The 26,242-nt window shown below is 61.8% G+C and carries 24 protein-coding genes and 1 pseudogene; 10 read left to right on the top strand and 15 right to left on the bottom strand.

The window, feature by feature from the left end:
- Nucleotide 1: 1 nt before the first annotated feature.
- The 9 genes from PO860_RS06885 to PO860_RS06845 form a co-directional block, all read right to left on the bottom strand.
- Nucleotides 2-1,552 (bottom strand): FAD-dependent oxidoreductase, encoded by a 1,551-nt coding sequence (locus PO860_RS06885; RefSeq protein ID WP_272784389.1) that lies wholly within the window; start codon nucleotides 1,550-1,552, stop codon nucleotides 2-4.
- 15 nt (nucleotides 1,553-1,567) lie between these two features.
- The gene (locus PO860_RS06880; protein ID WP_275038229.1) at nucleotides 1,568-2,683 is read right to left on the bottom strand and encodes an ABC transporter ATP-binding protein; all 1,116 of its coding nucleotides are present in this window, start codon (nucleotides 2,681-2,683) and stop codon (nucleotides 1,568-1,570) included.
- Between the two features lie 3 nt (nucleotides 2,684-2,686).
- Complete coding sequence (locus tag PO860_RS06875; protein ID WP_273885865.1) at nucleotides 2,687-3,667, bottom strand: carbohydrate ABC transporter permease; 981 nt, start codon at nucleotides 3,665-3,667, stop codon at nucleotides 2,687-2,689.
- Nucleotides 3,664-4,617, bottom strand: a complete 954-nt coding sequence (locus tag PO860_RS06870; RefSeq protein ID WP_275037924.1) for a carbohydrate ABC transporter permease — start codon at nucleotides 4,615-4,617, stop codon at nucleotides 3,664-3,666. The genes PO860_RS06875 and PO860_RS06870 overlap by 4 nt, the downstream gene beginning before the upstream one ends.
- A 120-nt stretch (nucleotides 4,618-4,737) precedes the next feature.
- Nucleotides 4,738-6,000: an ABC transporter substrate-binding protein gene (locus PO860_RS06865; RefSeq protein WP_275038228.1), complete on the bottom strand. Its 1,263-nt coding sequence runs from the start codon at nucleotides 5,998-6,000 to the stop codon at nucleotides 4,738-4,740.
- Nucleotides 6,001-6,088: 88 nt separating this feature from the next.
- Nucleotides 6,089-7,609, bottom strand: coding sequence for an aldehyde dehydrogenase family protein (locus PO860_RS06860; RefSeq protein WP_183606616.1), 1,521 nt, complete (start codon nucleotides 7,607-7,609; stop codon nucleotides 6,089-6,091).
- Nucleotides 7,609-8,388, bottom strand: coding sequence for an enoyl-CoA hydratase/isomerase family protein (locus PO860_RS06855; protein ID WP_275038227.1), 780 nt, complete (start codon nucleotides 8,386-8,388; stop codon nucleotides 7,609-7,611). Before PO860_RS06855 ends, PO860_RS06860 begins: the two co-directional genes overlap by 1 nt.
- Nucleotides 8,381-9,994, bottom strand: a complete 1,614-nt coding sequence (locus tag PO860_RS06850; RefSeq protein WP_275038327.1) for an acyl CoA:acetate/3-ketoacid CoA transferase — start codon at nucleotides 9,992-9,994, stop codon at nucleotides 8,381-8,383. The genes PO860_RS06855 and PO860_RS06850 overlap by 8 nt, the downstream gene beginning before the upstream one ends.
- Nucleotides 9,995-9,999: 5 nt before the next feature.
- Entirely contained in the window at nucleotides 10,000-11,073 is a 1,074-nt protein-coding gene (locus tag PO860_RS06845; protein WP_183606615.1) for a LacI family DNA-binding transcriptional regulator, read from the bottom strand.
- Nucleotides 11,074-11,431: 358 nt separating this feature from the next.
- Here PO860_RS06845 and PO860_RS06840 point away from each other — a divergent pair, with 358 nt between their 5' ends.
- Together PO860_RS06840 and PO860_RS06835 are read left to right on the top strand one after the other, a co-directional pair.
- Complete coding sequence (locus tag PO860_RS06840; protein WP_273884176.1) at nucleotides 11,432-12,985, top strand: sensor histidine kinase; 1,554 nt, start codon at nucleotides 11,432-11,434, stop codon at nucleotides 12,983-12,985.
- A 62-nt stretch (nucleotides 12,986-13,047) separates the two neighbouring features.
- A complete protein-coding gene (locus PO860_RS06835) occupies nucleotides 13,048-13,671 on the top strand; it encodes a carboxymuconolactone decarboxylase family protein (protein ID WP_275038226.1) in 624 nt (207 codons plus the stop codon).
- Nucleotides 13,672-13,738: 67 nt separating this feature from the next.
- Here the strand turns inward: PO860_RS06835 and PO860_RS06830 are convergent, their stop codons facing one another.
- Nucleotides 13,739-14,779, bottom strand: coding sequence for an alpha/beta hydrolase (locus PO860_RS06830; protein WP_430523300.1), 1,041 nt, complete (start codon nucleotides 14,777-14,779; stop codon nucleotides 13,739-13,741).
- A gap of 251 nt (nucleotides 14,780-15,030) precedes the next feature.
- Between PO860_RS06830 and PO860_RS06825 the strand changes: the two genes are divergently transcribed.
- A complete protein-coding gene (locus PO860_RS06825) occupies nucleotides 15,031-15,621 on the top strand; it encodes a nucleoside 2-deoxyribosyltransferase (protein ID WP_183606613.1) in 591 nt (196 codons plus the stop codon).
- Here PO860_RS06825 and PO860_RS06820 read toward each other — a convergent pair.
- Nucleotides 15,596-16,483 (bottom strand): LysR family transcriptional regulator, encoded by an 888-nt coding sequence (locus PO860_RS06820; protein ID WP_273883992.1) that lies wholly within the window; start codon nucleotides 16,481-16,483, stop codon nucleotides 15,596-15,598. The genes PO860_RS06825 and PO860_RS06820 overlap by 26 nt on opposite strands.
- A gap of 121 nt (nucleotides 16,484-16,604) precedes the next feature.
- Here PO860_RS06820 and PO860_RS06815 point away from each other — a divergent pair, with 121 nt between their 5' ends.
- Both PO860_RS06815 and PO860_RS06810 read left to right on the top strand, forming a co-directional pair.
- Nucleotides 16,605-17,456, top strand: coding sequence for an oxidoreductase (locus tag PO860_RS06815; RefSeq protein WP_273883993.1), 852 nt, complete (start codon nucleotides 16,605-16,607; stop codon nucleotides 17,454-17,456).
- Between the two features lie 148 nt (nucleotides 17,457-17,604).
- The gene (locus tag PO860_RS06810) at nucleotides 17,605-18,609 is read left to right on the top strand and encodes a ketopantoate reductase family protein (protein WP_273883994.1); all 1,005 of its coding nucleotides are present in this window, start codon (nucleotides 17,605-17,607) and stop codon (nucleotides 18,607-18,609) included.
- A 43-nt stretch (nucleotides 18,610-18,652) separates the two neighbouring features.
- On the opposite strand, the pseudogene PO860_RS06805 reads toward PO860_RS06810, so the two are convergent.
- Nucleotides 18,653-18,859 (bottom strand): annotated as a pseudogene (locus PO860_RS06805) (alpha/beta hydrolase); the annotation flags it as partial.
- 67 nt (nucleotides 18,860-18,926) lie between these two features.
- On the opposite strand from PO860_RS06805, the gene PO860_RS06800 reads away from it, so the two are divergent.
- The 3 genes from PO860_RS06800 (at nucleotide 18,927) to PO860_RS06790 (ending at nucleotide 20,528) form a co-directional block, all read left to right on the top strand.
- Nucleotides 18,927-19,082: a hypothetical protein gene (locus tag PO860_RS06800; RefSeq protein WP_272783442.1), complete on the top strand. Its 156-nt coding sequence runs from the start codon at nucleotides 18,927-18,929 to the stop codon at nucleotides 19,080-19,082.
- A 207-nt stretch (nucleotides 19,083-19,289) separates the two neighbouring features.
- Complete coding sequence (locus PO860_RS06795) at nucleotides 19,290-19,601, top strand: DUF1883 domain-containing protein (RefSeq protein ID WP_183606609.1); 312 nt, start codon at nucleotides 19,290-19,292, stop codon at nucleotides 19,599-19,601.
- 252 nt (nucleotides 19,602-19,853) lie between these two features.
- Nucleotides 19,854-20,528 carry a VIT1/CCC1 transporter family protein gene (locus tag PO860_RS06790; protein WP_183606681.1) on the top strand — a complete coding sequence of 225 codons (675 nt, stop codon included), beginning with the start codon at nucleotides 19,854-19,856 and terminating at the stop codon, nucleotides 20,526-20,528.
- Between the two features lie 32 nt (nucleotides 20,529-20,560).
- On the opposite strand, the gene PO860_RS06785 is transcribed toward PO860_RS06790, so the two are convergent.
- Together PO860_RS06785 and PO860_RS06780 are read right to left on the bottom strand one after the other, a co-directional pair.
- Nucleotides 20,561-21,877 (bottom strand): replication-associated recombination protein A, encoded by a 1,317-nt coding sequence (locus tag PO860_RS06785; RefSeq protein ID WP_273883996.1) that lies wholly within the window; start codon nucleotides 21,875-21,877, stop codon nucleotides 20,561-20,563.
- Nucleotides 21,874-23,277: a DegQ family serine endoprotease gene (locus tag PO860_RS06780; protein ID WP_183606607.1), complete on the bottom strand. Its 1,404-nt coding sequence runs from the start codon at nucleotides 23,275-23,277 to the stop codon at nucleotides 21,874-21,876. The genes PO860_RS06785 and PO860_RS06780 overlap by 4 nt, the downstream gene beginning before the upstream one ends.
- Nucleotides 23,278-23,410: 133 nt before the next feature.
- Here PO860_RS06780 and PO860_RS06775 point away from each other — a divergent pair, with 133 nt between their 5' ends.
- Nucleotides 23,411-23,791 carry a YkvA family protein gene (locus tag PO860_RS06775; RefSeq protein WP_183606606.1) on the top strand — a complete coding sequence of 127 codons (381 nt, stop codon included), beginning with the start codon at nucleotides 23,411-23,413 and terminating at the stop codon, nucleotides 23,789-23,791.
- Nucleotides 23,792-23,812: 21 nt separating this feature from the next.
- Nucleotides 23,813-24,166, top strand: coding sequence for a lysozyme inhibitor LprI family protein (locus PO860_RS06770; protein ID WP_273883998.1), 354 nt, complete (start codon nucleotides 23,813-23,815; stop codon nucleotides 24,164-24,166).
- Nucleotides 24,167-24,224: 58 nt separating this feature from the next.
- Here PO860_RS06770 and ilvD read toward each other — a convergent pair whose 3' ends face one another.
- Nucleotides 24,225-26,063 (bottom strand): dihydroxy-acid dehydratase, encoded by a 1,839-nt coding sequence (ilvD, locus tag PO860_RS06765; RefSeq protein WP_273883999.1) that lies wholly within the window; start codon nucleotides 26,061-26,063, stop codon nucleotides 24,225-24,227.
- Between the last annotated feature and the right edge of the window lie 179 nt (nucleotides 26,064-26,242).

Below are 26,242 nucleotides of genomic sequence, written 5' to 3'. Positions count from 1 at the left end.
GTTACTGTCCTGTTGCATCCGGCCGGGCGACCGCCAGCGCCTGTGTCATGCCTGCAAAGTCCTTCGACGCAATGTGATCTGCCACTCGCAGCGCCTGGGCGGCGACGGTGAGCGCAGGATTGACCGCAGCCGAGGTGGGGAGGAAACCGGCGTCGACGACGAAGAGGTTTTCGTGATCGTAGGAACGGCAATACGGGTCCAACGGCGCGGTGGCGGGATCGTTGCCGATGCGGATCGTTCCGCACTGATGGGAAGGCGTGCGCTTGTCGAAGGGCCGTGACAGCACGATCGGAAATCCGATCGATTTCAGGATGAGCTTCAGCTTGGCGACAAGGGCCAGATGCGCATCCCAGTTGGTTCGCTGCCATTGGAGAATAATCCGGTCTCCATCGACCGTGACGCGGCTTTCGGGATTAGGCACGTCCTCGCTCATCGCATAGAAGTCGATGGAATGGCTCGTGATGAAGCGCAGGAACCATTCCGGAGCCTGCGGCAGCGAGCCCTTGAGAACTTTTTCGGAGATGCGGCCGAGGAGCTGCACATTGCCGAGCGGCGGTCCTCCCTCCCCGTCCGAGAGATAGAAATCGTTGAAGGCAAATGTCTTCTGATATACTGCGGTGTTCCTGAACTTTGGCGAGACGCCGATGACGGCGGAGGCATTGTGGTTCATGAAGTTGCGGCCCACCTGATCGGAGGAATTCGCCAGGCCCCTTGGGAAGCGGTCGTTTTTCGAGCGCAGCAAAAGCACCGATGACTGGACGGCGCCTGCCGAAAGGATGACGATCTTCGGTGACACCGTCAGCGTCTGACCGTTCCTGACATAGGTGACCCGGTCGATCCGGTTCCCCGCCCCCGTGTCGAGCCTTATCACGCGCGCATTGGTTTCGAGCCGCACGTTCTCGTGCTTCAGCGCCACCGCAAGGGCCGCGGTCTCGGCATCCATCTTGCCGTCGCGTGCGTTCGGATGGGCATCCCATGGTGTCTGCGCCTTGGAGAGCCAAGCGTCGAGGTCCAGGCCGAGCGGTAGGGAAAACGGATGCAGGCCTTTCTGTTTGAGGCGCGCCCTGATATCGGCGATCGGCTCCTCGTCGGGCACGGGCGGGTACGCGTAGCCAGCCGAGTGGTACGGTTCGGTGGGATCTTCGCCCAGGCTGCCGCGAACCTGATACAACAGTTCCGCCTTTGAGTACCACGGCTCCAGCGCCTCATAGGGGAACGGCCAGGCCGGCGACACACCCTCGCGGTGCTTGATGACGTCGAAATCCTCCCTGCGATAACGCGACAGCACGGCGCCGTAGAATTTCGAATTGCCGCCGACATTGTAATAGTTGCCCGGATTGAAGCCTCTGCCGTCTGCCTCGTACCAGGTTTCCTTCGGTCGGAAATGTCCCCGCTGGAAGATGGCGCGCTGGTCCCGATTGACGGGAAGATCGGCGATATGATCGCCAGCTTCGAGGATCAATATCCGCGCGCCTAATACAGCCAGGCCGGCCGCGACGGTGGAGCCGCCGACGCCTGAACCGATGATGACGATGTCTGGTGAATTGCTCATATCAGCACCTGGCCGTCACACGATCCTGGCTTGCGTTTCCGGATCGAAGAAGACGGCCTTGTCGAGATTGAAGGCGAGGCGGGTGTTTTGTCCTGGAGCGATGCCGGTATCGGCGCGCAGGCGGGCGATGACGGATTTGCCGCCGAGCTTGGTGACGGCGAAGGTGTCGGAGCCGGCCGGTTCGACCACCTCGATCAGGCAGTCGCCCTCGCTCAGCATGCGCGCCTTGCGGTCGGCGCCATCGGGATCGGTCAGCGCCTCCGGCCGGATGCCGAAGATCACCTGCCTGCCGGTATAGCCGCTCAGGCCATTATTGCCCGAGATGACCGGGAGCCTCAGCGGGGCGGCATTCGGCCGCTCCAGCGAGACCTCAAGCCCGCCGGCGCCGGTCTCGACGGTGGCGGTGAGCAGGTTCATCGCCGGCGAGCCCATGAAGTCGGCGACGAAGATATTGGCGGGGCTGTTATAGATCTCGGCCGGCGTGCCGAACTGCTGCAGCACGCCGTCCTTCAGCACGGCGATCTTGGTCGCCAGCGTCATCGCCTCGATCTGGTCATGGGTGACATAGACGAAGGTGGTGCCCATGCGCTGGTGCAGCCGCTTGATCTCGGTGCGCATGTCGACGCGCAGCTTGGCATCGAGATTGGAGAGCGGCTCGTCGAACAGGAAGACCTGCGGATTGCGCACCAAGGCTCTCCCCATGGCGACACGCTGGCGCTGGCCGCCCGACAGCTGGCTCGGCTTGCGGTCGAGCAGATGGCCGATCTGCAGCATGTCGGAGACCTGTTTGATCGCCTTTTCCCGTTCCTCCTTGGGAACGCCGCGGATCTCCATGCCGAAAGCGATGTTTCCCGCCACCGTCATGTTCGGATAGAGCGCATAGGACTGGAACACCATGGCGATGTCGCGCTTGGAGGGGTGCAGACCGCTGATGTCGCGCCCGTCGATCCTGATATCGCCAGAGGTGATCGTCTCCAGCCCGGCAATGGTGTTGAGCAGGGTCGACTTGCCGCAGCCGGACGGGCCGACCAGCACGAGAAAGCCGCCCTTGTCGAGTTCGAGGTCGATCCCCTTGAGAATGTCGACGGCGCCGAAGCGTTTTTTAAGACCGGAGATTTCGAGGAAGGCCATGGATTACCCTTTGACAGCGCCCGCCATCAGGCCACGCACGAAGTAGCGGCCGGCGAGGATATAGACGATGAGCGTCGGCACGGCGGCGATCATCGCCGCCGCCATGTTGACATTGTATTCGACCACCCCGGTCGAGGTGTTGACGACATTGTTGAGCGCCACCGTCATCGGCATGGAGTCACCGGTGCCGGCGTAAGCCGAGGCAAACAGGAAGTCGTTCCAGATATTGGTGAACTGGTAGATGACGGTGACGACGATGATCGGCAGCGAGTTCGGCAGCATGATGCGGCGGAAGATCTGGAAGAAGCTGGCGCCATCGACCTGGGCGGCCCGCACCAGTTCGGTCGGGAAGGCCTCGTAGAAATTGCGGAAGAACAGGGTGGTGAAGCCCAAGCCATAGACGACATGGACGAAGACCAGATTGACCGTCGGATTGCCGAAGCCGAAGTTCCAGCCGGTGGCATTCTGCAGCGTCATGCCGAAGCGGCCGAGGCTGCCGAGGATCGTCGCCATCGGCAGCAGCACCGACTGGAACGGGATGAAGCAGGCAAACAGCATCAGCCCGAACACCAGCGTGTGGCCGGGAAAGCGCCATTTGGTCAGGACATAGCCGTTCAGCGCCCCCATGATGGTGGAGATCGCGACAGCCGGCACCACCATCTTGATCGAGTTCCAGAAGTAACCCTTGATGCCGGCGCAGGTGAGCCCCACACAGGTCTCGCCCCAGGCCTTGATCCAGGGATCGAAGGTCGGCGATTGCGGCAGCGCCAGCATGTTGCCGTTCTGGATCTCGTCCATGGTCTTGAACGAGGTCGTCAGCATGACGAAGAGCGGCATCAGGTAGAGGACGGCAAAGACCAGCAGCAGGCCATAGATGACGATGCGGCCGATCCAGCGGGCATTGTTGTTGCTGTCGTTCCTGTCGTCGCTGGCCTGCGAAAGCGTTGCTGCCGAGGTTACTGTTGAAGAGGTCAGACTGCTCATCGCGCCTTCTCCTTCAGTTCGGAATAGAGATAGGGCACGATGATCGCCGAGATCGTCATCAGCATGATGATGGCGCTGGCCGAACCGACGGCCATCTCGTTGCGCTTGAAAGTGTATTCGTACATGAAGTTGGACGGCAGCCAGGCCGAGCCGCCGGGACCGCCCGAGGTCAGCGCCACCACCAGGTCATAAGACTTGATCGCCATATGGGCGAGCACGATGAAGGCGGAGAGAAAGATCGGCCGCAACAGCGGAATGACGATGCGGCGGTAGAGCTGGAAGGGCGAGGCGCCGTCGATCTGGGCGGCCTTCATGATCTCACCGTCGATGCCGCGCAGGCCCGCCAGGAACATCGCCATGACGAAGCCCGACGCCTGCCAGACGCCGGCGATGACGACGGTGTAGATGACGAAGTCCTTGTTCTTGATCCAGTCGAAGTGGAAGCTCGTCCAGCCGAAGTGGTGCAGCGTCTGTTCCAGCCCGAGGCCGGGATCGAGGAACCATTTCCAGGCAACCCCGGTGACGATGAAGGAGAGCGCCATCGGATAGAGGAAGATCGGCCTGAGCAGCCCCTCGCCGCGGATCTTCTGGTCGAGCAGGATGGCAAGCAGCAGGCCGAGGCCTAAGCAGGCGCCGACATAGAGGAAGCCGAAGATCGCCATATTGGTGATCGAGGTGTACCAGGAGGACGGCGGATCGCTCTCGAAGGTCCAGCGCCACAGCCGCTGATAGGCGCGCGCGCCCGTCAGCGCATAAGACGGAAAGGTCTTGGAATTGGTGAACGACAGATAGGCCGTCCAGACGATGAAGCCGTAGACGAAGATGATGGTGATGACGAAGCTCGGCGCCAGCACGATCTTCGGCAGCGCATCCTGCAGCCGGCCCCGCAGTGAGATCCCCGTCGATTGCCGCGGCGTCAGAACCGGATCGGTGGTCGCAACGGTGCTCATGGAATGTCATCTCCTTCCCACATGATGGCCTGATCATCCCTGCATGATCGTCCGCGCATGATCGCGGAACCTGAAGCTTCCCCGCCAGCAGGCGGGGAAGCATTTGTCATCACAGTGATCTCAGCGGGCGTCGTCGATCGCCTGGACGAGCTGCTTGACGGCCTCGTCGGAGGTCTTGATCTGGCCGTGGACGAACTTCGAGACGACATCCTTATAGGCATTGGCGATGGCCGGAGGAGCGCCGTAGCCTTGCGCCAGCGAGCCGAACAGCGTGCCGCCCTCATTGGCGGCCTTCAGGTCGGCGATGCCCTTCTTGCCGCAGGCGTCGAAGTCGGTATCGGGAACATCGGTACGAGCCGGCACCGAACCCTTGACGACGTTGAAGGCCGACTGGAAGCTCTTCGACAGCGTCGCCGTTGCCAGCGCCACCTGCGCCGCCTTGCGGTCGTCGGGGACGTTGAACATGCCGAACATGTCGGAGTTGTAGATCACGCTGCCGTCGGTGCCGGGGAAGCGGTAGCACAGGAAGTCGGTATCCGGCGTCTTCTTGGCGGCGACGAATTCGCCCTTGGCCCAGTCGCCCATCACCTGCACCAGCGCGTCACCCTTGATGACCATGGCGGTGGCGAGGTTCCAGTCGCGGCCCGAGAAGTTCGGGTCGACATATTTGATGATCGTCGCCAGATTGTCGAAGGACTTCTTCATCGTGTCGGACTTCAGCGATTCCTCGTCGAGGTCGTTGAAGGCCTTCTTGTAGAACTCCGGACCGCCGGTCGACAGCACGATGGAATCGAACATCGTCGCTTCCTGCCAGTTCTGGCCGCCGAGTGCCAGCGGGATGACGCCGGCTGCCTTGGCCTTTTCGAGCAGGGCGATCAGATCGTCGAAGGTCTTCGGCTGCGTGCCGCCGATCTTGTCCATCACAGCCTTGTTGATCCACAGCCAGTTGACAGAGTGCACGTTAACAGGGGCTGCAACCCATTTGCCGTCATAGACCGAGAACTTCTGCAGCGCTGCCGGAACCGACTTGTCCCAGCCTTCCTTCTTCGCCGTCTCCGTCAGATCGCCCATGACGCCGGCCTGGGCATAATCGAGCACGGTATAACCCAGCATCTGCGAGGCTGTCGGATAGGTGCCGGCCGCCACCATCGCCTTCAGCGCCGTCATCGCCGCGTCACCGCCACCGCCGGCAACCGGCACGTCCTTCCAGGCAAAACCTTCTTTCGACAGATCCTGCTTCAAGACGTTCAGCGCCGCTGCCTCACCGCCAGACGTCCACCAGTGCAGCATCTGCACTTCCTTCACGTCGGCAGCTCGTGCGGACACGTGAGCGCCGGCCAGAGCCAATGCGATCATTGCGGTCGTGGTCAAAAACCTTTTCATCGAAGAACCTCCCAGTTCCAGTTTGGAAGATGCGGGACCCATTCCCGCACCAATCACCCGCCCTCATCGAGCGTAGTTCGGCCGCCGGCTAAGCCGGCTTTTCCGTCTGCGGCATCCACCAGCTGGTGCGTTTGCCGATATGCATGTTGAGCGTCTTGGTCTCCGTGTAGTCTTCGACCGCATGGCGGCCGAGCTCGCGGCCGAGGCCGCTCTGTTTGTAGCCGCCAAAGGGAAGCTCCGAGGCGCCATCCATGAAGGTGTTCATCCAGACCGTGCCGGCCCGCACCGAGCGGCCGATCGTGAGGCAGGTGTCGAAATCGCGGCTCCAGATACCGGCCGACAGGCCGTAGTCGATGGAATTGGCAATCCTGATCGCTTCGGCTGACGTCTCGAATGTCAGCACCGAAAGCACCGGCCCAAAGACTTCCTCGCGCGCCACCGCCATATCAGGGGTGACCGCTTCAAGGATCGTCGGCGACATGAATTGCCCCATGCCGAGGTCAAGCGTCTCGCCGCCATGAGCGACCAGGGCGCCGCCGCTTCTTGCACCGGCGACATATCTCGAGATTTTCTCCAGATGCTCAGGCGTGATGATCGCGCCCACCTGCGTCGAGGGATCGAGCGGGTCGCCGACCTTCACGGCCTTCGACAATTCGGCAATCCGCTCGACGACATCGGAAGCGATTGATTTGTGAAGGATCAGCCGCGAGCCGGCATTGCAGCACTCGCCGGCATTGAAGTAGGCGCCGAAGACCGCGGCATCGATGAATGCATCGAGATCGGCATCCGGAAACACGATCTGCGGGTTCTTCCCACCAAGTTCCAGCGAGACTTTCTTCAGCGTTTGTGCGGCATTCGACATCGTCAGCTTTCCGACGCCGGTCGAGCCGGTGAAGGAGACCATGTCGACGTCGGGATGCGACGTCATGACCGCGCCGACCTCAGGTCCCCTACCGGTGACAATGTTGACGACGCCATCCGGAATGCCGGCCTGCTGCAGGATCTCTCCCAGCACCAGCGTCGATCCCGAGGTCAGTTCCGAGGGCTTGACGACGGTCGTGCAGCCGGCAGCCAAGGCGAATGGCAGCTTCTGGCCGACGATTAGGAACGGAAAGTTCCAAGGCGTGATGATCGACACCACCCCGATCGCTTCGCGCAGGACGACGCCGAGGGTGCCATCGCCGAGTGTGTTGTAGCTCTCACCGTGGAGGTCGCGCGCAAGAGCTGCCGCATAGCGCCATATGTCGACGGAGCCTGCAATTTCTCCCCGCACCTGGGTGATCGGCTTTCCCGCCTCGATCGCATCGAGAAATGCCAACTCCTCCGCGCGCGCCGCAATCAGATCGGCAGCCTTGAGCAGGATGGCGGAGCGTTCGGAAGCGGTCATCCGCGGCCACGGCCCGAGATCGAAGGCCTTGCGCGCCGCGGCAATGGCGCGCTCGGCATCCGTCCTGCTGCCTGTGGGGAAGCGGCTGACCACGACCCCGTGGCTCGGCGCGATACGCTCGATCGGATCGGAGCCGCCGGCCTCCCATTTGCCGTCGATGAGCATCTTGAAATCACGCGCGCTGTGATTGCTCAGTGCCGTGGGGTTGACGAGGACCGTCATTACCATTCTCCCTTGAATGTTGCCGGGCGCTTCTCGCTGAATGATGCGACGCCCTCCTTCAGATCGCTTGTCTTCGCAGCGAGGATCGAGCCCAGGGCTTCGACCGCGGTTCCGTTGTCTTCGCCGTTCGCCGATGCGATCATCAACTTGGCGATCTCGACGGCAGCCGGGCCCCTTGCGGCAATCCGCTCAGCGTATTCCCTGGCGGCAGCAAGCGAGCTTCCCGAGGGAACCACCGCGTCGACGATCCCGAGCAGACGCGCCTCCTCGGCGGTGAATATCTCGCCGCCCAAGGCCATGCGCCGGACGGCCTGCGCGCCGAACCGGCGCACCAGACGCTGTGTCCCCGACCAGCCCGGCACCATTCCCAAGCCGGTCTCCGGCAGGCCGATCTTGATGTGCTGCTCGGCGAGGCGAATGTCGGCAACCCCCGCAAGCTCAAGCCCCCCTCCGAGGGCGTGGCCGTTCAGAGCCGCGACCAGCGGCACCCTGAGCGTCGCCAGTCTCTCGAAGATACGGTGGCCGTGGCGAACCCAGAGATGACCGAACTCCTGAGGCGACATTCCGCCCCAGGCCTTGATATCGCCGCCGGCGGAAAAGCCCTTTCCTTCGCCCGTGAGAACGGCAGCGCGCACATTGGCGTTCGCCTCCACCGCGTCGGCCGCGTCTGCCAGCGCTTTCAGCATGTCGAGGTCGAGCGCGTTCAGCTTCTCCGGACGAGAAATCGTCAGCGTCGCAACATGTCCATCGACGTCAATTCTGACGGTTCCGCTAGCCATGGAAGCTGCCCTCCAGCGTCCGTGCCTTTTTTCCCGGAAGCGACAGACCGATCGCAGACTCCGCGAAGAGCGCGGCGTCCATGACCTTCAAATCAGGCGCAACGATCAATGAAAACTCCGACTGATCGAGGATGTGGGATTGGAGATCGATACCGGGGGCAATCTCGGTGAGGACGATGCCGTCGGGCGTCAGCTTCATCACGCACCGCTCGGTGACATAGGTGATATCCTGCCCCTGCTCGATCGCGCGCCTGCCGCTGAAGGTCACGTGTTCGACCTCGTTCACCAGCTTCTTCAGCCTGCCTTCCCTCTCGATCAGAAGGGCGCCATTGGCGATCGAAAGCTTCGCTCCGGCGTTGAACATGCCGGAGAAGACGATCTTCTTCGCCCGCGCGGTGATGTCGACGAAGCCGCCGGCGCCAGCCGTCACATGCGGCCGGAAGGAGAGCTTGGAGACGTTGACCGAGCCGTCCTTGCCGATCTCGAGGAAGGAGAGCAACGACGCATCGAAGCCTGCCCCCTGGAAATAGGTGAACTGATAGGGAGACGGCATGTAGGCGTCGGCGTTCGATGCGCAGCCGAAGGCGAAGTCGAGCAGCGGCACGCCCCCGACCGCCCCTTGCTCGATGACCCAGGTGACCGCGCCGTGGAGCCCCTCCTCCAGCAGAATGCGCGGCACATTGGCCGAGATGCCGAAGCCGAGATTGACGCAACTTCCCGCCTGAAGCTCCTGCGCGACACGGCGCGCAATGACCTTCTGAACATTGAACTCCGGAACGCTGAAGCTATCGAGCGGGCGGAAGATCTCCCCTGATATCGCCGGATCATACTGCGTCTGCGTCGTCTGCTTCTGCTCCGGATCGACGACCACATAATCAACCAGCATCCCCGGCACGCGGACGTCATGCGGCTTCAGCGAGCCTTCCTTGGTGATCCGCTTGACCTGGGCGATGACAATGCCGCCATTGTTGCGGGCGGCCAGCGCCTGATCGAGGCCGCCGAGATAGGCGCCTTCGTGTTCGTAGGTCAGGTTGCCGCGCTCGTCGGCGGTGGTGGCCCGGATGATGGCGACCTCGGGGACGATTGCCGGAAAGAACAGCCAGTCCTCGCCCTCGAAGCTGACGCGCTTGACCACCGGATGCTCCGACGCCAGGCCGTTCATCGCGCAACCCTGCCGCTCCGGATCGACGAAGGTGTCGATGCCGATCTTGGTCAGCACGCCCGGCCGCTTGGCAGCGGCTTCGCGATGAATGTCGAAGAGGATGCCGGAGGGAATGTTGTAGGCCGGGATCTCGTTGTTGGTGATCATCTGCCAGATCAGCGGCGGCTCTGATGACGACGGACCTGAGGGATAGGAGCCGCCGATGATGCGTTTGAGCAGGCCCTTTTTTGCAATGTAATCGACACCCTTGATGCCGCTCATGTCGCCGGCTGCGATGGGATGAAGAGTGGTAATATCCTTGGGATGGCCGGTCGCATCGAAACGCTCGCCAATCGCCTTCAGGATGAGATCAGGGCAACCGAGACCGCTCGAAGACGACACCGTGACAACAGCGCCATCCGGGATCAGCGCTGCCGCTTCGGCTGGGGTGAGATGCTTCTCCATGTGCATTACTCAGCGTCCTGTTTCGATTTTACACTCTTGCCGGTCCTTGCCGGCGCGGTCTTGCCGGCGCCGCAGCTTTCGCGAACGACCAGCCGAACGGCTGTCGTCACCGTCTCCGCCTCGGCCTTGCCCGCATTGATCTGCTTGAGCAGCATCTGTGCGCCCCGTCGCCCGATGCCCTGCGGATCGACAGAGACCGTCGTCAGCGCGGGAACCGCCGCCTGAGCCTCGATGACGTCGTCGAAACCCACCACGGCGAAGTCGGCGCCAGGCTCCAGACGGCGAGCGCGCAATCCGTCACAGACACCGAAGGCGACTGCATCGTTGAAGCAGACGGCTGCGGTCGGCCGACGGGCAAGAGCAATCGCTTTGCCGATCGCCTCCACCCCGCCGGCCCGCGAAGGTGCCGACGCGATGACGAGTTCTTCGTGATAGTCAAGCCCTGCCGTCTCCACACCGCTCCGGTAGCCGGCAAGCCGGTCGTCGAAGACGGCGGTGTCGGGAAAGCCTCCGAGAAAAGCGATACGCTTGTGGCCGAGCCCCACCAAATGCTTGACCGCCGACATCATGCCGGCTCGGTTGTCGGAGACGATCGACGAGACTTTGGCGCCGGGCAGGTTTCGCACGACGACCACCACCGGAATGCCGGCTGCGACGAGCGGCTTGAAGTCTGCGGCATCGGTGGCGCGCGCCGGCGAGACGATCAGGCCGGAAATGCCATGCTCGCGCATCGATGCGACAACCTCACGCTGCCGGTCGATGCTCTCGCCGGTATTCGACAGGAATTGCACGAAGCCGGCCGATTGGACGACCATATCGACGCCGACCGCCAGTTCCGCAAAGAAGCTGTTCGTCAGGTCGTTGACGACGACCCCGACGATCCGCGATTTGGCGCCGGCCTGGCGAAGATTGGCGGCGCCGCGATTATAGACGTAGCCGAGTTCGCGCATCACAGAGTTGACCTTGGCGCGCGTCACCTCATTGACCAGGGAGGAGCCCTGAAGCACCAGCGACACCGTCGACTTGGAGACGCCGGCGGCCTTTGCGATGTCAATGACGGTTACCCGCGCCTTTGTCACGTCTTTCTCCGACCACCAAACGTTGATTGATCGTTAAATATTTGGAACGTTCCAATTCTGTCAAGATAAATCTAATGAGTCACCAAGAATTCAGTCTCGTCCCGCATCAAAATGCAATCCAGAAAATTGGAACGATCTAAATTTCAACCGCAACTGGACGGCGTATCAGGGAAGATTCGGGGCTTGTCGCCGTGGACGAGGCGCGCCTTTGCATCGGCGGCCGCCTTGAGGGATGTGACCGATGCCCCGCTATCCAAGTTTCCGTCGAGGAACTCCCGCCGATTGGATTAGCGAAACTTTATCATTTCTGACGAATGCTACGCATACGTGCAACGCGCCAGATCTGAAGCAGGGCCGGATGATGCCACACTCGTTTGAATCCATTCTGGAGAACCTGCCGCAGGGCATTGTTCTCCTTGATCCTGCCAATAAGGTGACGGCTTTCAACGCCCGCACGCTCGAAATTCTCGGCCTCCCGGATGGAGCCATCAGCAGAGGAATGAATATCGACGGATTGCCGGGCACCGCCGATTGCCGCGCAGCGGCATGCCAGTCGTCGACGATCGGTAGACCGCGCACGTCCCAGTTTGCGCTTTCCGACGGACGGATGGTCTCATTGACCTCAGCCCCGTCGAAAGAGGGAGGCTGGATCTTGAGCTATGAAGACATCTCGACCCTCATCCGCGTCGAAGACAGTCTCACCGAACAACATCACAGGTTCGACGCGGCCCTCAGCAACATGCCGCATGGGCTGTGCATGTTCGATTCGAAAAAGAACCTGATCCTGTGCAACCCGTCCTATGCACGGATGTACAATCTACCGGATTTGCTGACGAAACCAGGAACGCCACTTGTCGATATCCTGGCCTTTCGCAGCCGCGAGGGAAATGGCCCGGCCGACACCGCCACCTATTTTGACGTCGTCTTCGAAGCGACGGTCCTCGGTGCGGTGGCCAGCCAGAATATCGTGCTCACCGATGGTCGCGTCATCAAGATCACCCACAATCCCATGCAAAACGGTGGTTACGTCGCCACCCACGAAGACGTCACCAAGACGGTGCGACTTGCGGAAGAGCTGCGCCGGCATCACGATCAGCTCGAAACGACGGTGCAGAGCCGCACGGCGGAAGTCGAGCGCCAGGCGCGGGAACTCGAGCGAATGCTGGCGCAGGAGCGGAACATCAACGAATTGCAGCGGCAGTTCGTGGCGATGGCATCCCATGAATTTAGGACTCCGCTGGCCATCATCGACGCTGCCGCCCAGCGGCTGTTGCGTAAGAGAGGGGCCGTCGAACCCGAATTTCTCAGCGACAAGGTCGACCAAATCCGCGCATCGGTGAACCGGATCGTCGATCTCATGGAGAGCATCCTGTCGGCCGGGCGTCTTGACACCGGTAAGATCGATATCAGCTACGACGCCTGCGCCTTAAGATCATTGATAAGAACCTGTTGCGAGCGGCAGTCGACGATCGCCAAGACACACAGCTTCATTTTGGACATTGACCGGCTGCCGGAGGTCATCGATGCCGATCCCCGCGCTTTGGCGCAGGTTTTTACCAACCTGCTGTCCAATGCCGTCAAATACGCGCCTGGAACCTCCGAAATTCGCATCATGGCGTGGGAGGAGACGGGAAACGTCAAAGTTTCGATCAGCGATGACGGGGTGGGGATCGACCCCGAAGACGTACCCCGGCTGTTCCAGCGCTATTTCCGTGCCGGGACCTCGACCGGGATTGCCGGAACGGGCATCGGCCTCAACCTGGTGAAGCAGATCGTCGAACTGCACCACGGCGCGATAGAGGTTCGAAGCGCAAGAGGATGCGGATCGACATTCACCGTCACTCTTCCCATCGAGAGAACTGGTCCCATCGAGAGAACTGGTAACGCTTCTGCGAGCAGCGACGCTGCCTGATATTTCAGGATTGCTGTCCTGCATATCTACCCTATCCTTCTCGCATAGAGGAGGATCTGGCCATGGCTTTCATTCACACCCCCAATGCATCCGCCAGCGAGAAGACGACGTCGATGTACGCGTCGGCGGAGGCGAACTATGGTTATCTACCGAACATGTATCGTGCCTTCGGCCACCGGCCGGAGGTGATGGAGAACTGGGTGGCGCTGCTTTCGAGCATTCGCGGCCATATGAGCCTGCGGCGCTACGAATTGGTGACGCTGGCGGCGGCCAAGGAGCTGAAATCCTCCTATTGCATGCTGGCGCATGGCTCGGTGCTGCTGCGCGAGGGCTTTACCAGCGACGGGCTGACGGCTATTGTCAACGAGACGGAGAAGGCGCCGATCGATGCCGGCGAACGCGCCATCATGGCCTTTGCCGCCAAGGTGGCGCGCGACGCGACATCGGTCACCCAGCAGGATATAGACGGACTGAAGAAACACGGGCTGAGCGATGCCGAGGTCTTCGACGTCACGGCTGCGGCAGCGGCCCGGTGTTTCTTCTCGAAAATGCTGGATGCGCTGGGTGCCGCTCCCGACCACGCCTATATGGAGCGGCTGGAGCCGAATGTACGAAGGGCGCTCAGCGTCGGACGGGAGGTCGAACGGCCTTTGGCGCCTTCAACCTCCCGCGGCACATCGCAATGATGGGGTAAATGGAGGATGCTTGGGCGGCGGCCTTTGCTGTCCTGCTCCTCCGGCCCCTCCAGGCCCCCTACTCCGGTTTGTCTGCAAAATGTCGGATCGCGAACTCGGCGATATTCTGGCTCGACCGATCGGCATCGTCGAGCAGAGAGGGAAACAGCTGCCACTGATGCGGCATGCCCGGCCAGACCTCGGTGGTGACGTCCACTCCCGCCTGGCGAGCCTTGTCGGCGAGCCGCAGCGTATCGTCCAGCAGGACTTCGCCGGAGCCGACCTGCAGCAACAGCGGCGGAAAGCCGGTCATGTCGGCATAAAGCGGCGATGCCTGGGGATCGGTCGGAGACCGGCTGCGGAGATAGGTCTGGCGCAGGGTTTCGATCCAGTCCTTGCCGACCAGCGGATCGCTTCCGGCGTTTGATGTCATGGATCCGCCTGTCGCGGCAAGATCGGTGATGGGGCTAAGCGCAATCACAGCCGCCGGCAACGGCTTTGCCGCCTGCATCTGCCTCAGCACCGTCTCGATCGCGATATTGCCGCCGGCGCCGTCTCCGGCCACGATGACGTTCTCGCTCCGATAGCCGTTGTCGAGAAGCCAGCGATAGGCGGTCAGCGCGTCGTTGATCTGCGCGGGATAGGCATATTCGGGCATCAGCCGATAATCAATGAGAAGAATGTCGCTGGATGCGGCCTTGGCAAGCGAGCCGGCAAGCAGGCTATGTGTGCGAATGGAGCCGCTGGAAAAGCCGCCGCCATGGATATAGAGGATCACCCTTTGGCCGATCGGGTGATGAAGACGGGCGGGCCACATCAGCTCGGCATCGACGCCGTCGGCATCGACCTGCCGGACCTGGATGCGTGTCGGCCCAGGCATCGTCTCCATCAGCGTCCTGAAGGCTGTGCGGCGTTGCTGCAGGCTGTCGGCGCCGGCAAAATGACCCTTCCAGAGGCCGACGAGTTTCTCGACCTGCTGGCGCGAGGCCTGACTTTGCGGCCCGATGCCCTGCCCGACCGCTGCCGATCCCATCGGCGTCAACGCGACCAAGACGAAAAACAGACATCCGAGCCGCTTGGACGCTCTTCGAATGCCAGCTGGCAAAATCCCACCGTTCATCAACTTCTCCCGACGATGCTGGCCATGCGGCATATTTGGCCGGTTCGTCCTCCGGAGTCAAAAGGTGCCGGGACTGAACCTCAAGCTTTTTCATTTCTCCCGCACCGCCTCGACGGCTGTCTTACTTTCAAAAAAATCGCCAATGCCCGCCGGCACGGCTTGCCATTTGCCGCGCATCCGTCGGAAATGGGCTCCGCGCCTGGCTGCCCCCAACCCCGGCGCTTCGTCTCGCATGTGAGTGAAGGATGTCGATGACCACCATTTACCTTGCCGGCCCGGAAGTCTTTCTTCCGGATGCCATGCCCATCATGGCCGAAAAACGCCGATTGGCGCGCCAGTTCGGCTTCGAGCCGACCGGTCCCGGCAGCGACGAAAACCAGACGCCGGTGAAGCGGACCGCCGCAGAGATCTACGCACGCAACGACGACGCCATGCGCCGAGCCGAGATCTGCCTTGCCAACATCACTCCCTTTCGAGGCGTCAGCGCCGATCCGGGTACGGTCTACGAAATCGGCTTCATGATTGCGCTCGGAAAAGCGGTCTTTGCCTATTCCAACCACCCCGACGACTACGGCCTGCGTGTTCGCTCGATCTGGTATGCGGGGCTCGAGATCGATGAGACGAGCGGACGCCCCCGCGGACCGGATGGCATCGCGATCGAAAATCACGGCATGGCCGACAACCTGATGATCGACGGAGGGATCGAGGCGACCGGAGGCAAGGTGTTTCGTGCAGCGACGCTCCCGGCGGACCCTGCCCGCGACCTTACGGTTTACTTCAAGGCGCTTCAGACGATCGCCGGCATCCCGGCCTCTTTTACTCCGCCTTCATCGCCTCGATGACCGCCCTGAAGCCCGCCGACATATGGCGGCGGCTCGGATAGTAGAGATAGAGCGGTTCCTCCGGCTGGCACCAGTCGTCCAGGACCTGGATCAGTTCGCCGCCGGCAACGGCTTTTTCCACGCGCGGCTCCCAGATGTAGGCAAGGCCGACGCCGCCGAGCGCTGCCTGCATCATCAGCTCGTGATCGTCGAGCGACAGCGGTCCGGCCGGCTGAAAGCTCACCGCCTGGCCGTCCTTCTCGAACTCCCAGGCATAACGCGCGCCTGACGGAAACATGTTCTGAATGCAGAGATGGCGCTTGAGCTCGTGCGGTGTCGCCGGCTTCGGCCGGGTCTCGAAATAGGCAGGCGAACCGACGACGACCAAGCGGATGCGCGGTTTTATGCGCAGCGCGATCATGCCCTCGGTGACGCGCTCCCCGAAGCGGATGCCGGCATCGAAACCCTCCTCGACGATATCGACCAGCCTGTCGGTCGCGTTGATCTCCAGCTGCAAGTTGGGGTTCTTTTTCAGCAGCGGACCGATGACGCGGCCGATAACGAAGGGGCCGATCGAATTCGGCACGTTGATCCTCACCTTGCCGAACGGCGTGTCGCGATAGCGGTTCAGTGCATCGAGCGCCGCCGTCATCTCGCCGAAAGCCGGGTCGAGATGCGAGATCAGCAGGTCGCCGGCCTCCGTCAGCGAGACGCTGCGCGTCGTGCGGTTGAGCAGGCGGATGCCGATCCGGTCTTCGAGATTGAGCACGGCATGGCTGACCGCAGACGCGGTGACACCCCGCTCCTCGCCCGCCTTGCGGAAGCTCTTATGCCGCGCGACGGCGGCAAAGGCCGCGAGTTCGGACAATTCGGTGGCGCGCATTGCTGAATTAAACTCATCATAGTTTCAAGAATAACAAATCTTATACAGCAACGGTTTTTCGGTCAAATTCACCCCGTCGGCACAGAGATGCCACCACCCACCGAACAGAAAGGAATTCGTCATGAAAGTCTGGTTCATCACTGGTGCATCCCGCGGCTTCGGCGCGCTGATGACCAAGGAAGCCCTTGCGTCAGGCGATGCCGTCATCGCCACCGCCCGCAACCCGAAGACCGTGACCGCGCAGTTCGGCGATCATCCGAACCTGCTTGCCGTCGCCCTCGACGTCACCAACGAGGCACAGGCGAAGGAGGCCGCGGCTGCCGGCATCGCCCGCTTCGGCCGCATCGATGTCCTTGCCAACAATGCCGGCTACGGCTTGCTGGGTGCCGTCGAGGAAGCCACGGCCGAAGAGGTCGAAAGGCTCTATGCCACGAACGTCTTCGGCCTGCTGAAGGTGACGCGCGCGGTGCTGCCCTATATGCGCCGCCAGCGCTCCGGCCATGTCCTGAACTTTTCCTCGATCGGCGGTTATTTCGGCTATCCCGGGTGGGGCGTCTACGGCTCGACGAAGTTCGCCGTCGAAGGCCTGTCGGAATCGATGGCCGCCGAACTCGAACCTTTCGGCATCAAGGTGACGATCGTCGAGCCTGGCTTCTTCCGCACCGACTTCCTCGCCGACACATCGCTGGCTATCAGCCCGGCTTCGATTGCGGACTACGAGGGTACGCCGGCCGGCAACATGCGCAGTTTCGCTGCCGACGCCAACCATGCCCAGCCCGGGAATCCCGCCAAGCTGGCCGCCGGCATCATGACGCTCGTCAATTCGCCCAATCCGCCGCTGCGCATGCCGTTCGGCAGCGATACGGTTGCTGTGATCGAGGAGCAGCATGCCAGCGTCGAAAAGGAACTTGCTATCTGGCGTCAGCTCGCTTTGTCCACGGATTTTCCAAACGAGGCAACGGCCTCTGCCTGAAGCGCCCTGCCCGCCGCATCCCAGGACTCGGGGATGCGGCTGCAGCGCCGCTGTGACTGCGGGAAAGTGCGGCATGCGGCAAATTAGCGTTCGCCTCACCTGTGGAATGGCCTAGATCTAGGTCGATCACCACCATGAAGAGGCGAGCATGTCCATCAAGTCCATCTGCATCTATGGCGCTGGCGCACTCGGCGGCGCTATCGCCGTCAAGCTTGCTAGCCAAGCCGGAAACGACGTCACCATCTCCGTCGTCGCGCGTGGAGCCCATCTCGACGCCATCCGCGACAACGGTCTCAGCCTGCGCGAAGCCGATGCGGAAAGGGCGCTCAACGTCCGCCTCACCGCGACCGACGATCCCCAGACATTGCCGCCGCAGGATTTTGTCATCACCGGCCTCAAGGGGCATCAGCTGGCACCCGCTGCCGAAGGCATTGCAGGACTCCTCAAGGAAGGTACCCGCGTCGTCATGATCCTTAACGGCATTCCGTGGTGGTATTTTCACCGCGATAGCCAGAGCCGGCATGCCGAGCTGCAGTTCAACGAGCTCGATCCCGGCCGCAGGCTTTGGCGGCTGATCGGACCGGAACGGGTTATCGGCTGCGTCGCTTATCAAGGCGCAGAGGTGATCAATCCCGGCGAGATCCAGCTTGCCAACAACGGCCGCTTCGTGCTCGGCGAGCCCTCGGGCGAGATCTCGCCCGATCTCGAGGCGATCGCCACGGTGCTGACCGACGCCGGCCTCAACATCACGACGACGGCTGTTATCCGCAACGAGATCTGGAGCAAGCTGATGGGCAATGCCGCCTTCAACCCGATCAGCGCGCTGACCAGGGCTCTGATGACCGACATCATGGCGGATCCGGCACTTTCAGCCACGGTCGGCAAGGTGATGAACGAGGTCCGCGCCGTCGGCGAGGCCTTGGGTGCGCGTTTCAGCATGACCGTCGAGCAGCGGCTCGAACAATCGCGCCATATCGGCGCCGTGCGCACATCGATGCTGCAAGATCTGATCGGCGGCAAGGCGCTCGAAATCACGCCGCTGGTCGGCATGGTGGTGGCGCTCGGACGCCTGAGTGCCGTGCCGACGCCGGTCTCGGAAACGATCCTGGCGCTGGTGACGCAGTTGGATCGGGAAAACCAGCGCAGCGGCTGATTGCGGAGGAAAGGGCGGCCGGGAAAAACCCGGCCGTCTTCGCTTACTTTCCGACCTGCTCAGCCCAGTTCGGCGCCTTGCCGCCGCCATCGAGGAAGGTCGTTGCCATATTCGCCATGAGGGGCGAGGCGAAGGTCTCGTAATGGGTGAGATCAGGCAGGATCGCCAGCCGGTTCTTCGGCATGTTTTCCCGCATCCAGCCCGCATCGCGCAGACCGCCGCCGAGCTTGTGGTAGAAGTCGATCATATGCGCTCCGAATGGATTTCCTATCGCAAACGGCAGTAGGCTTTTGCCATCGTTGCAAAGGTCAAACGCCATGCGAAATATTATGTCCTCCGCCTTCCACCCTCTTCGCCCGCATGGGATCACGCGCGGTAACCGGCAGATCCGCGAGAAACGCACCGCCTGGGCGCTGATCGTCTTCGGCATCGTGCTCGCCTGCATAGAGCTTTACATCGTTTACTCCGCTTGAGGTCCATCCGGGGAAACAGCGAGGATGCCGCGCCTTGACGGCGCAATCACCGCCCTCGTTGCGCCGTTTCGTCATGACGGTCGCGACAAGCCAGCACTTCTCCCGCCGTTTTCACCTGCCGGAAGAACGAGGGGGCCAATTCCAACTTTTCCTTAACCGGCATGCTGGTAAAATCTTGGCGCAGAGACTTCAGACGCCACGAGACCGATGCCGAAACCGAACTTCCGCTTCACCCATTACGATCTCAAAGAACAGCGCGCCGGAACGATCGTCGAGGTGTCGTTGAATGCGGTGAACAATGTCCGCCTGATGACGGCTCCGAATTTCCAGCGGTTCACCGAGGTTCTCGATTTCAAATATATCGGCGGTGTGGCGCGCAAATCGCCGATCAAGATTGCTGTTCCCGAAAGCGGTCACTGGCATATCGTCGTCGATATGGAAGGCCATCACGGGCTGGCGGAATCTTCCGTCAAGGTGATCGCCACGCCCGCAAACCAGAAGATGCCGCGGCCCTCCTGAACTTTGCATCGCCGCGCATCTTTCGGACGCGCAAAGGCAAGCGCTGAACGTGCTCTGTCGAAAAACCTTGATCACGAGACGCCCAAACGTGCTGATCTTTGATTACGATCAATGAATCAGACCGCGATGTCGGTCACAGTTCTTTCGTCGCGAAGCTTACCCGCGCCGCCAGCCGCAAGTCGGCTCCTCATTCGTGCTCTGCTAGGGAGTGAAGAACAGCAGACCATGATCTTCATCACGTGGGGGCCGTCCATGACCTCGAACCCGATCGGTCATATCACCAACATCATCGATCCCGGCGATGCGCTCGGCGAAGTCCTTTTCGGATTGATCATGGCGCTGACATTGACGGTAGGTTCTAGGCTTGTTTTTGAAGATGAAGGGTTAGATGTCCATGAGTTGATCGTCGCAACAATCGGATGCAACGTCGCTTGGGGGATCATTGACGCCGTGTTGTTCATTCTGGGCACGACGTTTTACAAAAGCAGGCGCTTGCGCCTTTTTCGGCAAATTAAAGCCGCCAGAAGCGAGACTGCGGCGCTCAAGATGCTCACGCAAGAATTCCCGATAGAAGAAGCACCGTTTTCTGCAAAAGCCGCCGACACGGACGCGCTCTATCGATCACTCCTGACGCTCGCATCCCGCGCCGATCCTCGGAAGGCGTCATTATCGAAAGATGAACTCTTGGCCGCAATCGCGGTTTTCTTTCTGGTCTCGGTCACCTCCATTCCAGCAGTGACCCCTTTTCTTCTCATCGACAACGCTCACCTTGCTCTGAGAGTCAGCAACCTGTTTCTCATCATACTGCTGTTTGTGACGGGCTATGCGTGGGCGGAATTTTCGGGAGGCAGGCCTTTTCATGCCGGGATGACGATGACTTGTCTCGGATTGCTTCTGGTTGCAATAGCAATCGCCCTTGGCGGTTGAGCCCTTTCGCCGACCGAACAGGCACAAACGCGTCAGCGGGGATTGCGCTCCTTGCGCAGTTTTCCCCACCATTCCAGCCGCTTGCGGATATCGCGCTCGAAGCCGCGCTCCGGCGGATCGTAGAAGGTCTGGCGGCCCATCTTCTCCGGGAAATAATCCTGGCCTGAAAAGGCATCCGGCTCGTCGTGATCGTAGCGGTAGCCATCGCCATAACCTTCGCCCTTCATCAGCTTGGTCGGCGCGTTGAGGATATGCTTCGGCGGTAGCAGCGAGCCGTTCTGCTTGGCCGCCTGGCTGGCCGCCTTGAAGGCGGTGTAGACGGCATTCGATTTCGGCGCGGTGGCGAGATAGATGCAGGCTTGGGCCAGCGCCAGCTCCCCTTCCGGAGAGCCGAGATACTCATAGGCATCCTTGGCGGCATTGCAGATCACCAGCGCCTGCGGATCGGCAAGGCCGATATCCTCCACTGCCATGCGCACCAGCCGCCGGCCGAGATAAAGCGGATCCTCGCCGGCATCGAACATGCGGGCGAGATAATAAAGAGCGGCATCCGGGTCCGAACCGCGCACGGACTTGTGTAGCGCCGAGATCAGATTGTAATGACCGTCCTGCGCCTTGTCATAGACAGGAGCGCGACGCTGGACGATGCGGGTCAGGCCTTCGGTGTCGAAGCTCTCGCCCTCGCGCACGGCGCGCCAGACCTCTTCGGCGAGCGTCAACACCGCGCGGCCGTCGCCATCGGCCATGCGGATCAGGCTGGCACGCGCTTGCTCCGTCAGCGGCAGCGGCTTCTGCTCGATCGCCTCGGCGCGCTTCAGCAGCTCCTCCAGGCTGTCCTCGTCATGCGACTTGAAGGTGAGGACGCGGGCGCGCGACAAGAGAGCGGCGTTGAGCTCGAAGGACGGGTTTTCGGTGGTGGCGCCGACGAGAATGACGGTGCCGTCCTCCATGACGGGAAGGAAACTATCCTGCTGGGCGCGGTTGAAACGATGGATCTCGTCGACGAAGAGCAGCGTCTGACGACCGTCCATGCGGCGCAGGCGGGCCGTCTCGAACACCTTCTTCAGATCGGCGACGCCTGAGAAGATCGCCGATATCTGCTCGAAGGCCAGCCCCGCCTCGCCGGACAGCAGCCGCGCCACCGTCGTCTTGCCGGTGCCGGGCGGCCCCCAGAAGATCATCGAGCCGAGCGAGCCGCTTTCGATCATCCGTTTCAAGACGCCGTCTTCACCGGTCAGATGTTCCTGACCGGTGACATCAGCAAGGGTCTTCGGCCGCAAGCGATCGGCAAGCGGCCGCCTGGCGGCGACCTCCTCCGGAACACGCGGCGCGAAGAGATCGTTGCTCATCGGAAGAACTGCCGGATGCGCTGGCCGTCGCGCTCGATCTCCACCCGCCAGAGGCCGGGGTCGCTGTCGGCGATCTCGGACAGTTCGCTGGTCGACTTCACATCGGTGCCGTTGATCGAGACGATGATATCCTTCGGCTCGAAACCAAGACGGGCGGCAGGCGAATCTTCTTTCACCTCGGATACGACGACGCCGGACGATTCCGGCGGCATGCGCAGCTCGTCGGCCACCCGCGGCGACAGGTTTTCGACGACAGCGCCGCTAAAGGGGGTGCGCCCGCCGATCGTGCGCTGGTCGCGCGGCGAGGTTTCCGGGGCACGGGCCAGCGTCAGCGGCAGTTGCTGCTCGCGGCCGTTCTCGACGACGGTGAGCTTGACCGATTTGCCGAGACCGGCCGTCGTCAGCCGGTAGAGCAGCGCATCCGGATGTTCGACGGAAATGCCATCGACCGCCGTGACGATTTCGCCGGCCTTTAGACCGGCCTTGGCGGCCGGTCCGCCTTCCGAAACCTTGACGACGAGCGCGCCGCGGGCCTTGTTCAGCCCCAGCGCTTCGGCCACCTCAGAGGTCACGGCATCGAAGCTCGCGCCGACATAGGGCCGCTCAAAGGATTTGACGCCGGCATCGGCCGAGGCGAGGAAGACCTTGACGAGATTGGCAGGGATGGCAAAGCCGATGCCGTTCGAGCCGCCGCCGCGCGAGAAGATCGCGGTGTTGATGCCGATCAGCTCGCCCTTCATGTTCATCAGGGCGCCACCGGAATTGCCGGGATTGATCGAGGCATCGGTCTGGATGAAGAAGCCGAATTCGTTCCTGACCACCTGGTTGCGCGCCAGTGCCGAGACGATGCCGCTCGTTACCGTCTGGCCGACGCCGAAGGGGTTGCCGATCGCCAGCACGAGATCGCCGACCTCGACCGAATCGGAATTGCCGATCGGCAATGTCGGGAAGCTTTCCTTGGTGTTGATCTTCAGCACAGCAAGATCGACACGGTCATCGCGCAGAACCACCTTGCAGGGGAATTCGCGGCCATCCGACAGCGCGATCTTGATATCGTCGGCGCCGTCGACGACGTGATTGTTGGTGACGACGGTGCCGTTCGCCTCGACGATGACGCCCGAGCCGAGCGATGACTGCTTTTCCGAACGGTTTGGCATCTGCTGGCCGAAAAACTGCTCGAAGAAGGGATCGCCGGCAAAGGGCGACTGCCGCTGGACGATCTTTTCCGCATAGACATTGACGACGGCGCCTGACGTCTGCTTGACGAGCGGCGCGAAGGAGAGCTGCATCTGCATCTGGCTCTCGGGTACGGACTTTGCCGTCTGTGCATCGGCCGCAGCCGGCAGAACGAGTATCAGTGCGAATAGCGAGACGGACGCGCGCTTGAACAGGCCTTGCATGGGTATCCCTTTTGAATCCTCTTGAGCAACGTTGTAGCGCCCGACGCTAGAAAGGAAAGAGGGCGGAAGCATGGAAGAACAAGGCAGGGGAATGTCTTGAAGTCGTTGTGAATTTGATTCAGGAAGTTTGGCCATGCAGCTGATATCAAAAGCCAAAACCTGGGCGAAGTCACTGAAGCGTGACATCGTTGCGCTGTGGCTGGCCGCGCGTGATGCGCGCGTACCGTGGTATGCGAAAGCGGTGGCCGGCGCCGTTGCCGCCTACGCGCTGTCGCCCGTCGATCTGATCCCGGATTTCATTCCGGTGCTCGGCTATCTCGACGATCTGCTGATCGTGCCGCTCGGCATCCTGCTGGCGACGCGGCTTGTCCCGGCCGAGGTGATGAACGAGCTTCGCGCTGAGGCGGCAAGACGCATCGAGCGCCCTTCCGGCCGTCTCGGATTGATCTTCATCCTTGCCGTCTGGCTCGCCTGCATCATCTTCCTGGCTCTGGCACTCAGCAAGCTGGCCTGATCGGCGGCAAGAAAGATGATGATGATGATAACACGCGCAATGTCCGCCGCTCTCGGTTTGGCGATCCTGCTCCTCACATCGCATCTGGCACAGGCGGCCAGTTTCGATTGCGAGGCGAAAGAATTGAAGTCGGATGAAAAGGCGATCTGCGACAACCGCGCGCTCAACGACGCCGATGTGAAGATGGTGACGACTTTCGAGCTGCTCTCCGGCCTGCTGGCGATGGGTTCGCGCGGAACCCTGCAGGACGAACAGACGGCCTGGCTGAAGAAACGGCAGGAATGTGGGGCCGATGCAACTTGCATTAAGGCTGCCTATGACGAGCGGCTGAAGCAGCTCGGCGAGTCTTATAAAAACATCAACCGGCCGCTTTGAAAGCGACCGGTTGGAAGAGCAGCTGACTTTTAATCAGTAAGTCGTCGGTTCAGATGAGTCAGCGGGCGTTCAGATCGCGCACGGCACCGCGGTCCGCACTCGTTGCGAAGGCGGCGTAGGCCTTCAGCGCGGTCGTGACGTTGCGCTTGCGGACTTCTGTGGGATACCAGCCCTTGGCGTCCTGTTCGGCGCGGCGGGCGGCAAGTTCGCTCTCGCTGACACGCAGGCTGATCGTGCGGTTGGGGATGTCGATGTCGATCATGTCGCCTTCGCGCACCAGGCCGATCGTGCCGCCATTTGCCGCTTCCGGCGAGACGTGGCCGATCGACAGGCCGGAGGTGCCGCCGGAGAAGCGGCCGTCGGTGATCAGCGCGCAGGCTTTGCCCAGGCCCTTCGACTTCAGATAGCTCGTCGGATAGAGCATTTCCTGCATGCCCGGGCCGCCCTTCGGGCCCTCGTAGCGGATGACGACGACGTCGCCGGCCTTCACCTCGTTGGCAAGGATCGCCTTGACGGAGGCATCCTGGCTTTCGAAGACGCGGGCGGGGCCGGAGAATTTCAAGATCGATTCATCGACGCCGGCCGTCTTGACGATGCAGCCGTCAACCGCAAGGTTGCCCTTGAGCACGGCAAGGCCGCCATCCTTGGAGAAGGGATGTTCGACCGAGCGGATGACGCCGTTCTGGCGGTCGGTGTCGAGTTCGTCCCAGCGGGCCTCTTGGCTGAAAGCGACCTGGGTGGGGATGCCGCCGGGTGCGGCGCGATAGAAATTGCGGACGGTTTCGCTGTTGGTGCGGGTGATATCCCAGCGGTCGATCGCATCGCCCAGCGTCTCGGCATGCACGGTCGGGCAATCGCGGTTCAAGAGACCGCCCTTATCGAGTTCGCCGAGGATCGACATGATGCCGCCGGCGCGGTGCACGTCTTCCATATGAACATCGCTCTTGGCCGGTGCGACCTTCGACAGGCACGGCACGCGGCGCGACAGCGCGTCGATATCGCTCATGGTGAAATCGATCTCGCCTTCATGGGCGGCAGCCAGGATGTGCAGGACCGTATTGGTCGAACCGCCCATGGCGATGTCGAGCGCCATGGCATTCTCGAAGGCCTGCTTGGAGGCGATGGTGCGCGGCAGCGCCTTGAGGTCGTCCTGCTCGTAATAACGGCGGGCGAGATCGACGATCAGGTGGCCGGCCTCGACGAACAGCCGCTTGCGGTCGGCGTGGGTGGCGAGCGTCGAGCCGTTGCCGGGCAGCGACAGACCGAGCGCTTCCGTCAGGCAGTTCATCGAATTAGCAGTGAACATGCCGGAGCAGGAGCCGCAGGTCGGACAGGCCGAGCGTTCGATGGTCTGGACGTCCTCGTCGCTGATCTTGTCGTCGGCTGCGGCGACCATGGCATCGACCAGGTCGAGGGCGTGCGTCTTGCCGTGCAGCACGACCTTGCCGGCTTCCATCGGGCCACCGGAGACGAAGACTGTGGGGATGTTGAGGCGCAGCGACGCCATCAGCATGCCGGGAGTGATCTTGTCGCAGTTGGAGATGCAGACCATGGCGTCGGCGCAATGGGCATTGACCATGTATTCGACGCTGTCGGCGATGAGCTCGCGCGAGGGCAGCGAATAGAGCATGCCGTCATGGCCCATGGCGATGCCGTCATCGACCGCGATGGTGTTGAATTCCTTGGCGACACCGCCAGCCGCCTCGATTTCCCGGGCAACGAGCTGGCCGAGGTCCTTCAGGTGCACGTGGCCGGGCACGAACTGGGTGAAGGAATTCACCACCGCGATGATCGGCTTGCCGAAATCCGAATCCTTCATGCCCGTGGCGCGCCAAAGGCCGCGCGCGCCTGCCATGTTGCGGCCGTGGGTCGTGGTTCTGGAACGGTAAGCTGGCATCGGTGTCTTCCTCGATGTGTCGGAATAGTCAGGCGAAGCGGGGCGGCATAGAGCCTGCGGGCCGGGCAACGCTGCTTTTTGGAATTGTCCTAATCCAATCGACGGGGGCTGTCACTACCGCGAAGCTCAAATCCGGTACGCCATCGGCCAAGCGTCATAGGCCCATCTTTCATATACGG

It is taken from the genome of Rhizobium binxianense, assembly GCF_028994275.1.
Lineage (GTDB): Bacteria > Pseudomonadota > Alphaproteobacteria > Rhizobiales > Rhizobiaceae > Rhizobium > Rhizobium binxianense.
The sequence above is the reverse complement of the archived record's forward strand: the minus strand, read 5'-3'. Positions and strand labels throughout refer to the sequence as shown.

What these genes read in the sequence shown, in the direction of transcription:
- PO860_RS06885 (WP_272784389.1), bottom strand. Translation starts at nt 1,552, where the DNA reads ATGAGCAATTCACCAGACATCGTCATCATCGGTTCAGGCGTCGGCGGC.
- PO860_RS06880 (WP_275038229.1), bottom strand. Translation starts at nt 2,683, where the DNA reads ATGGCCTTCCTCGAAATCTCCGGTCTTAAAAAACGCTTCGGCGCCGTC.
- PO860_RS06875 (WP_273885865.1), bottom strand. Translation starts at nt 3,667, where the DNA reads ATGAGCAGTCTGACCTCTTCAACAGTAACCTCGGCAGCAACGCTTTCG.
- PO860_RS06870 (WP_275037924.1), bottom strand. Translation starts at nt 4,617, where the DNA reads ATGAGCACCGTTGCGACCACCGATCCGGTTCTGACGCCGCGGCAATCG.
- PO860_RS06865 (WP_275038228.1), bottom strand. Translation starts at nt 6,000, where the DNA reads ATGAAAAGGTTTTTGACCACGACCGCAATGATCGCATTGGCTCTGGCC.
- PO860_RS06860 (WP_183606616.1), bottom strand. Translation starts at nt 7,609, where the DNA reads ATGACGGTCCTCGTCAACCCCACGGCACTGAGCAATCACAGCGCGCGT.
- PO860_RS06855 (WP_275038227.1), bottom strand. Translation starts at nt 8,388, where the DNA reads ATGGCTAGCGGAACCGTCAGAATTGACGTCGATGGACATGTTGCGACG.
- PO860_RS06850 (WP_275038327.1), bottom strand. Translation starts at nt 9,994, where the DNA reads ATGGAGAAGCATCTCACCCCAGCCGAAGCGGCAGCGCTGATCCCGGAT.
- PO860_RS06840 (WP_273884176.1), top strand. Translation starts at nt 11,432, where the DNA reads ATGATGCCACACTCGTTTGAATCCATTCTGGAGAACCTGCCGCAGGGC.
- PO860_RS06835 (WP_275038226.1), top strand. Translation starts at nt 13,048, where the DNA reads ATGGCTTTCATTCACACCCCCAATGCATCCGCCAGCGAGAAGACGACG.
- PO860_RS06830 (WP_430523300.1), bottom strand. Translation starts at nt 14,779, where the DNA reads ATGAACGGTGGGATTTTGCCAGCTGGCATTCGAAGAGCGTCCAAGCGG.
- PO860_RS06825 (WP_183606613.1), top strand. Translation starts at nt 15,031, where the DNA reads ATGACCACCATTTACCTTGCCGGCCCGGAAGTCTTTCTTCCGGATGCC.
- PO860_RS06820 (WP_273883992.1), bottom strand. Translation starts at nt 16,483, where the DNA reads ATGCGCGCCACCGAATTGTCCGAACTCGCGGCCTTTGCCGCCGTCGCG.
- PO860_RS06815 (WP_273883993.1), top strand. Translation starts at nt 16,605, where the DNA reads ATGAAAGTCTGGTTCATCACTGGTGCATCCCGCGGCTTCGGCGCGCTG.
- PO860_RS06810 (WP_273883994.1), top strand. Translation starts at nt 17,605, where the DNA reads ATGTCCATCAAGTCCATCTGCATCTATGGCGCTGGCGCACTCGGCGGC.
- PO860_RS06800 (WP_272783442.1), top strand. Translation starts at nt 18,927, where the DNA reads ATGCGAAATATTATGTCCTCCGCCTTCCACCCTCTTCGCCCGCATGGG.
- PO860_RS06795 (WP_183606609.1), top strand. Translation starts at nt 19,290, where the DNA reads ATGCCGAAACCGAACTTCCGCTTCACCCATTACGATCTCAAAGAACAG.
- PO860_RS06790 (WP_183606681.1), top strand. Translation starts at nt 19,854, where the DNA reads ATGACCTCGAACCCGATCGGTCATATCACCAACATCATCGATCCCGGC.
- PO860_RS06785 (WP_273883996.1), bottom strand. Translation starts at nt 21,877, where the DNA reads ATGAGCAACGATCTCTTCGCGCCGCGTGTTCCGGAGGAGGTCGCCGCC.
- PO860_RS06780 (WP_183606607.1), bottom strand. Translation starts at nt 23,277, where the DNA reads ATGCAAGGCCTGTTCAAGCGCGCGTCCGTCTCGCTATTCGCACTGATA.
- PO860_RS06775 (WP_183606606.1), top strand. Translation starts at nt 23,411, where the DNA reads ATGCAGCTGATATCAAAAGCCAAAACCTGGGCGAAGTCACTGAAGCGT.
- PO860_RS06770 (WP_273883998.1), top strand. Translation starts at nt 23,813, where the DNA reads ATGATGATAACACGCGCAATGTCCGCCGCTCTCGGTTTGGCGATCCTG.
- ilvD (WP_273883999.1), bottom strand. Translation starts at nt 26,063, where the DNA reads ATGCCAGCTTACCGTTCCAGAACCACGACCCACGGCCGCAACATGGCA.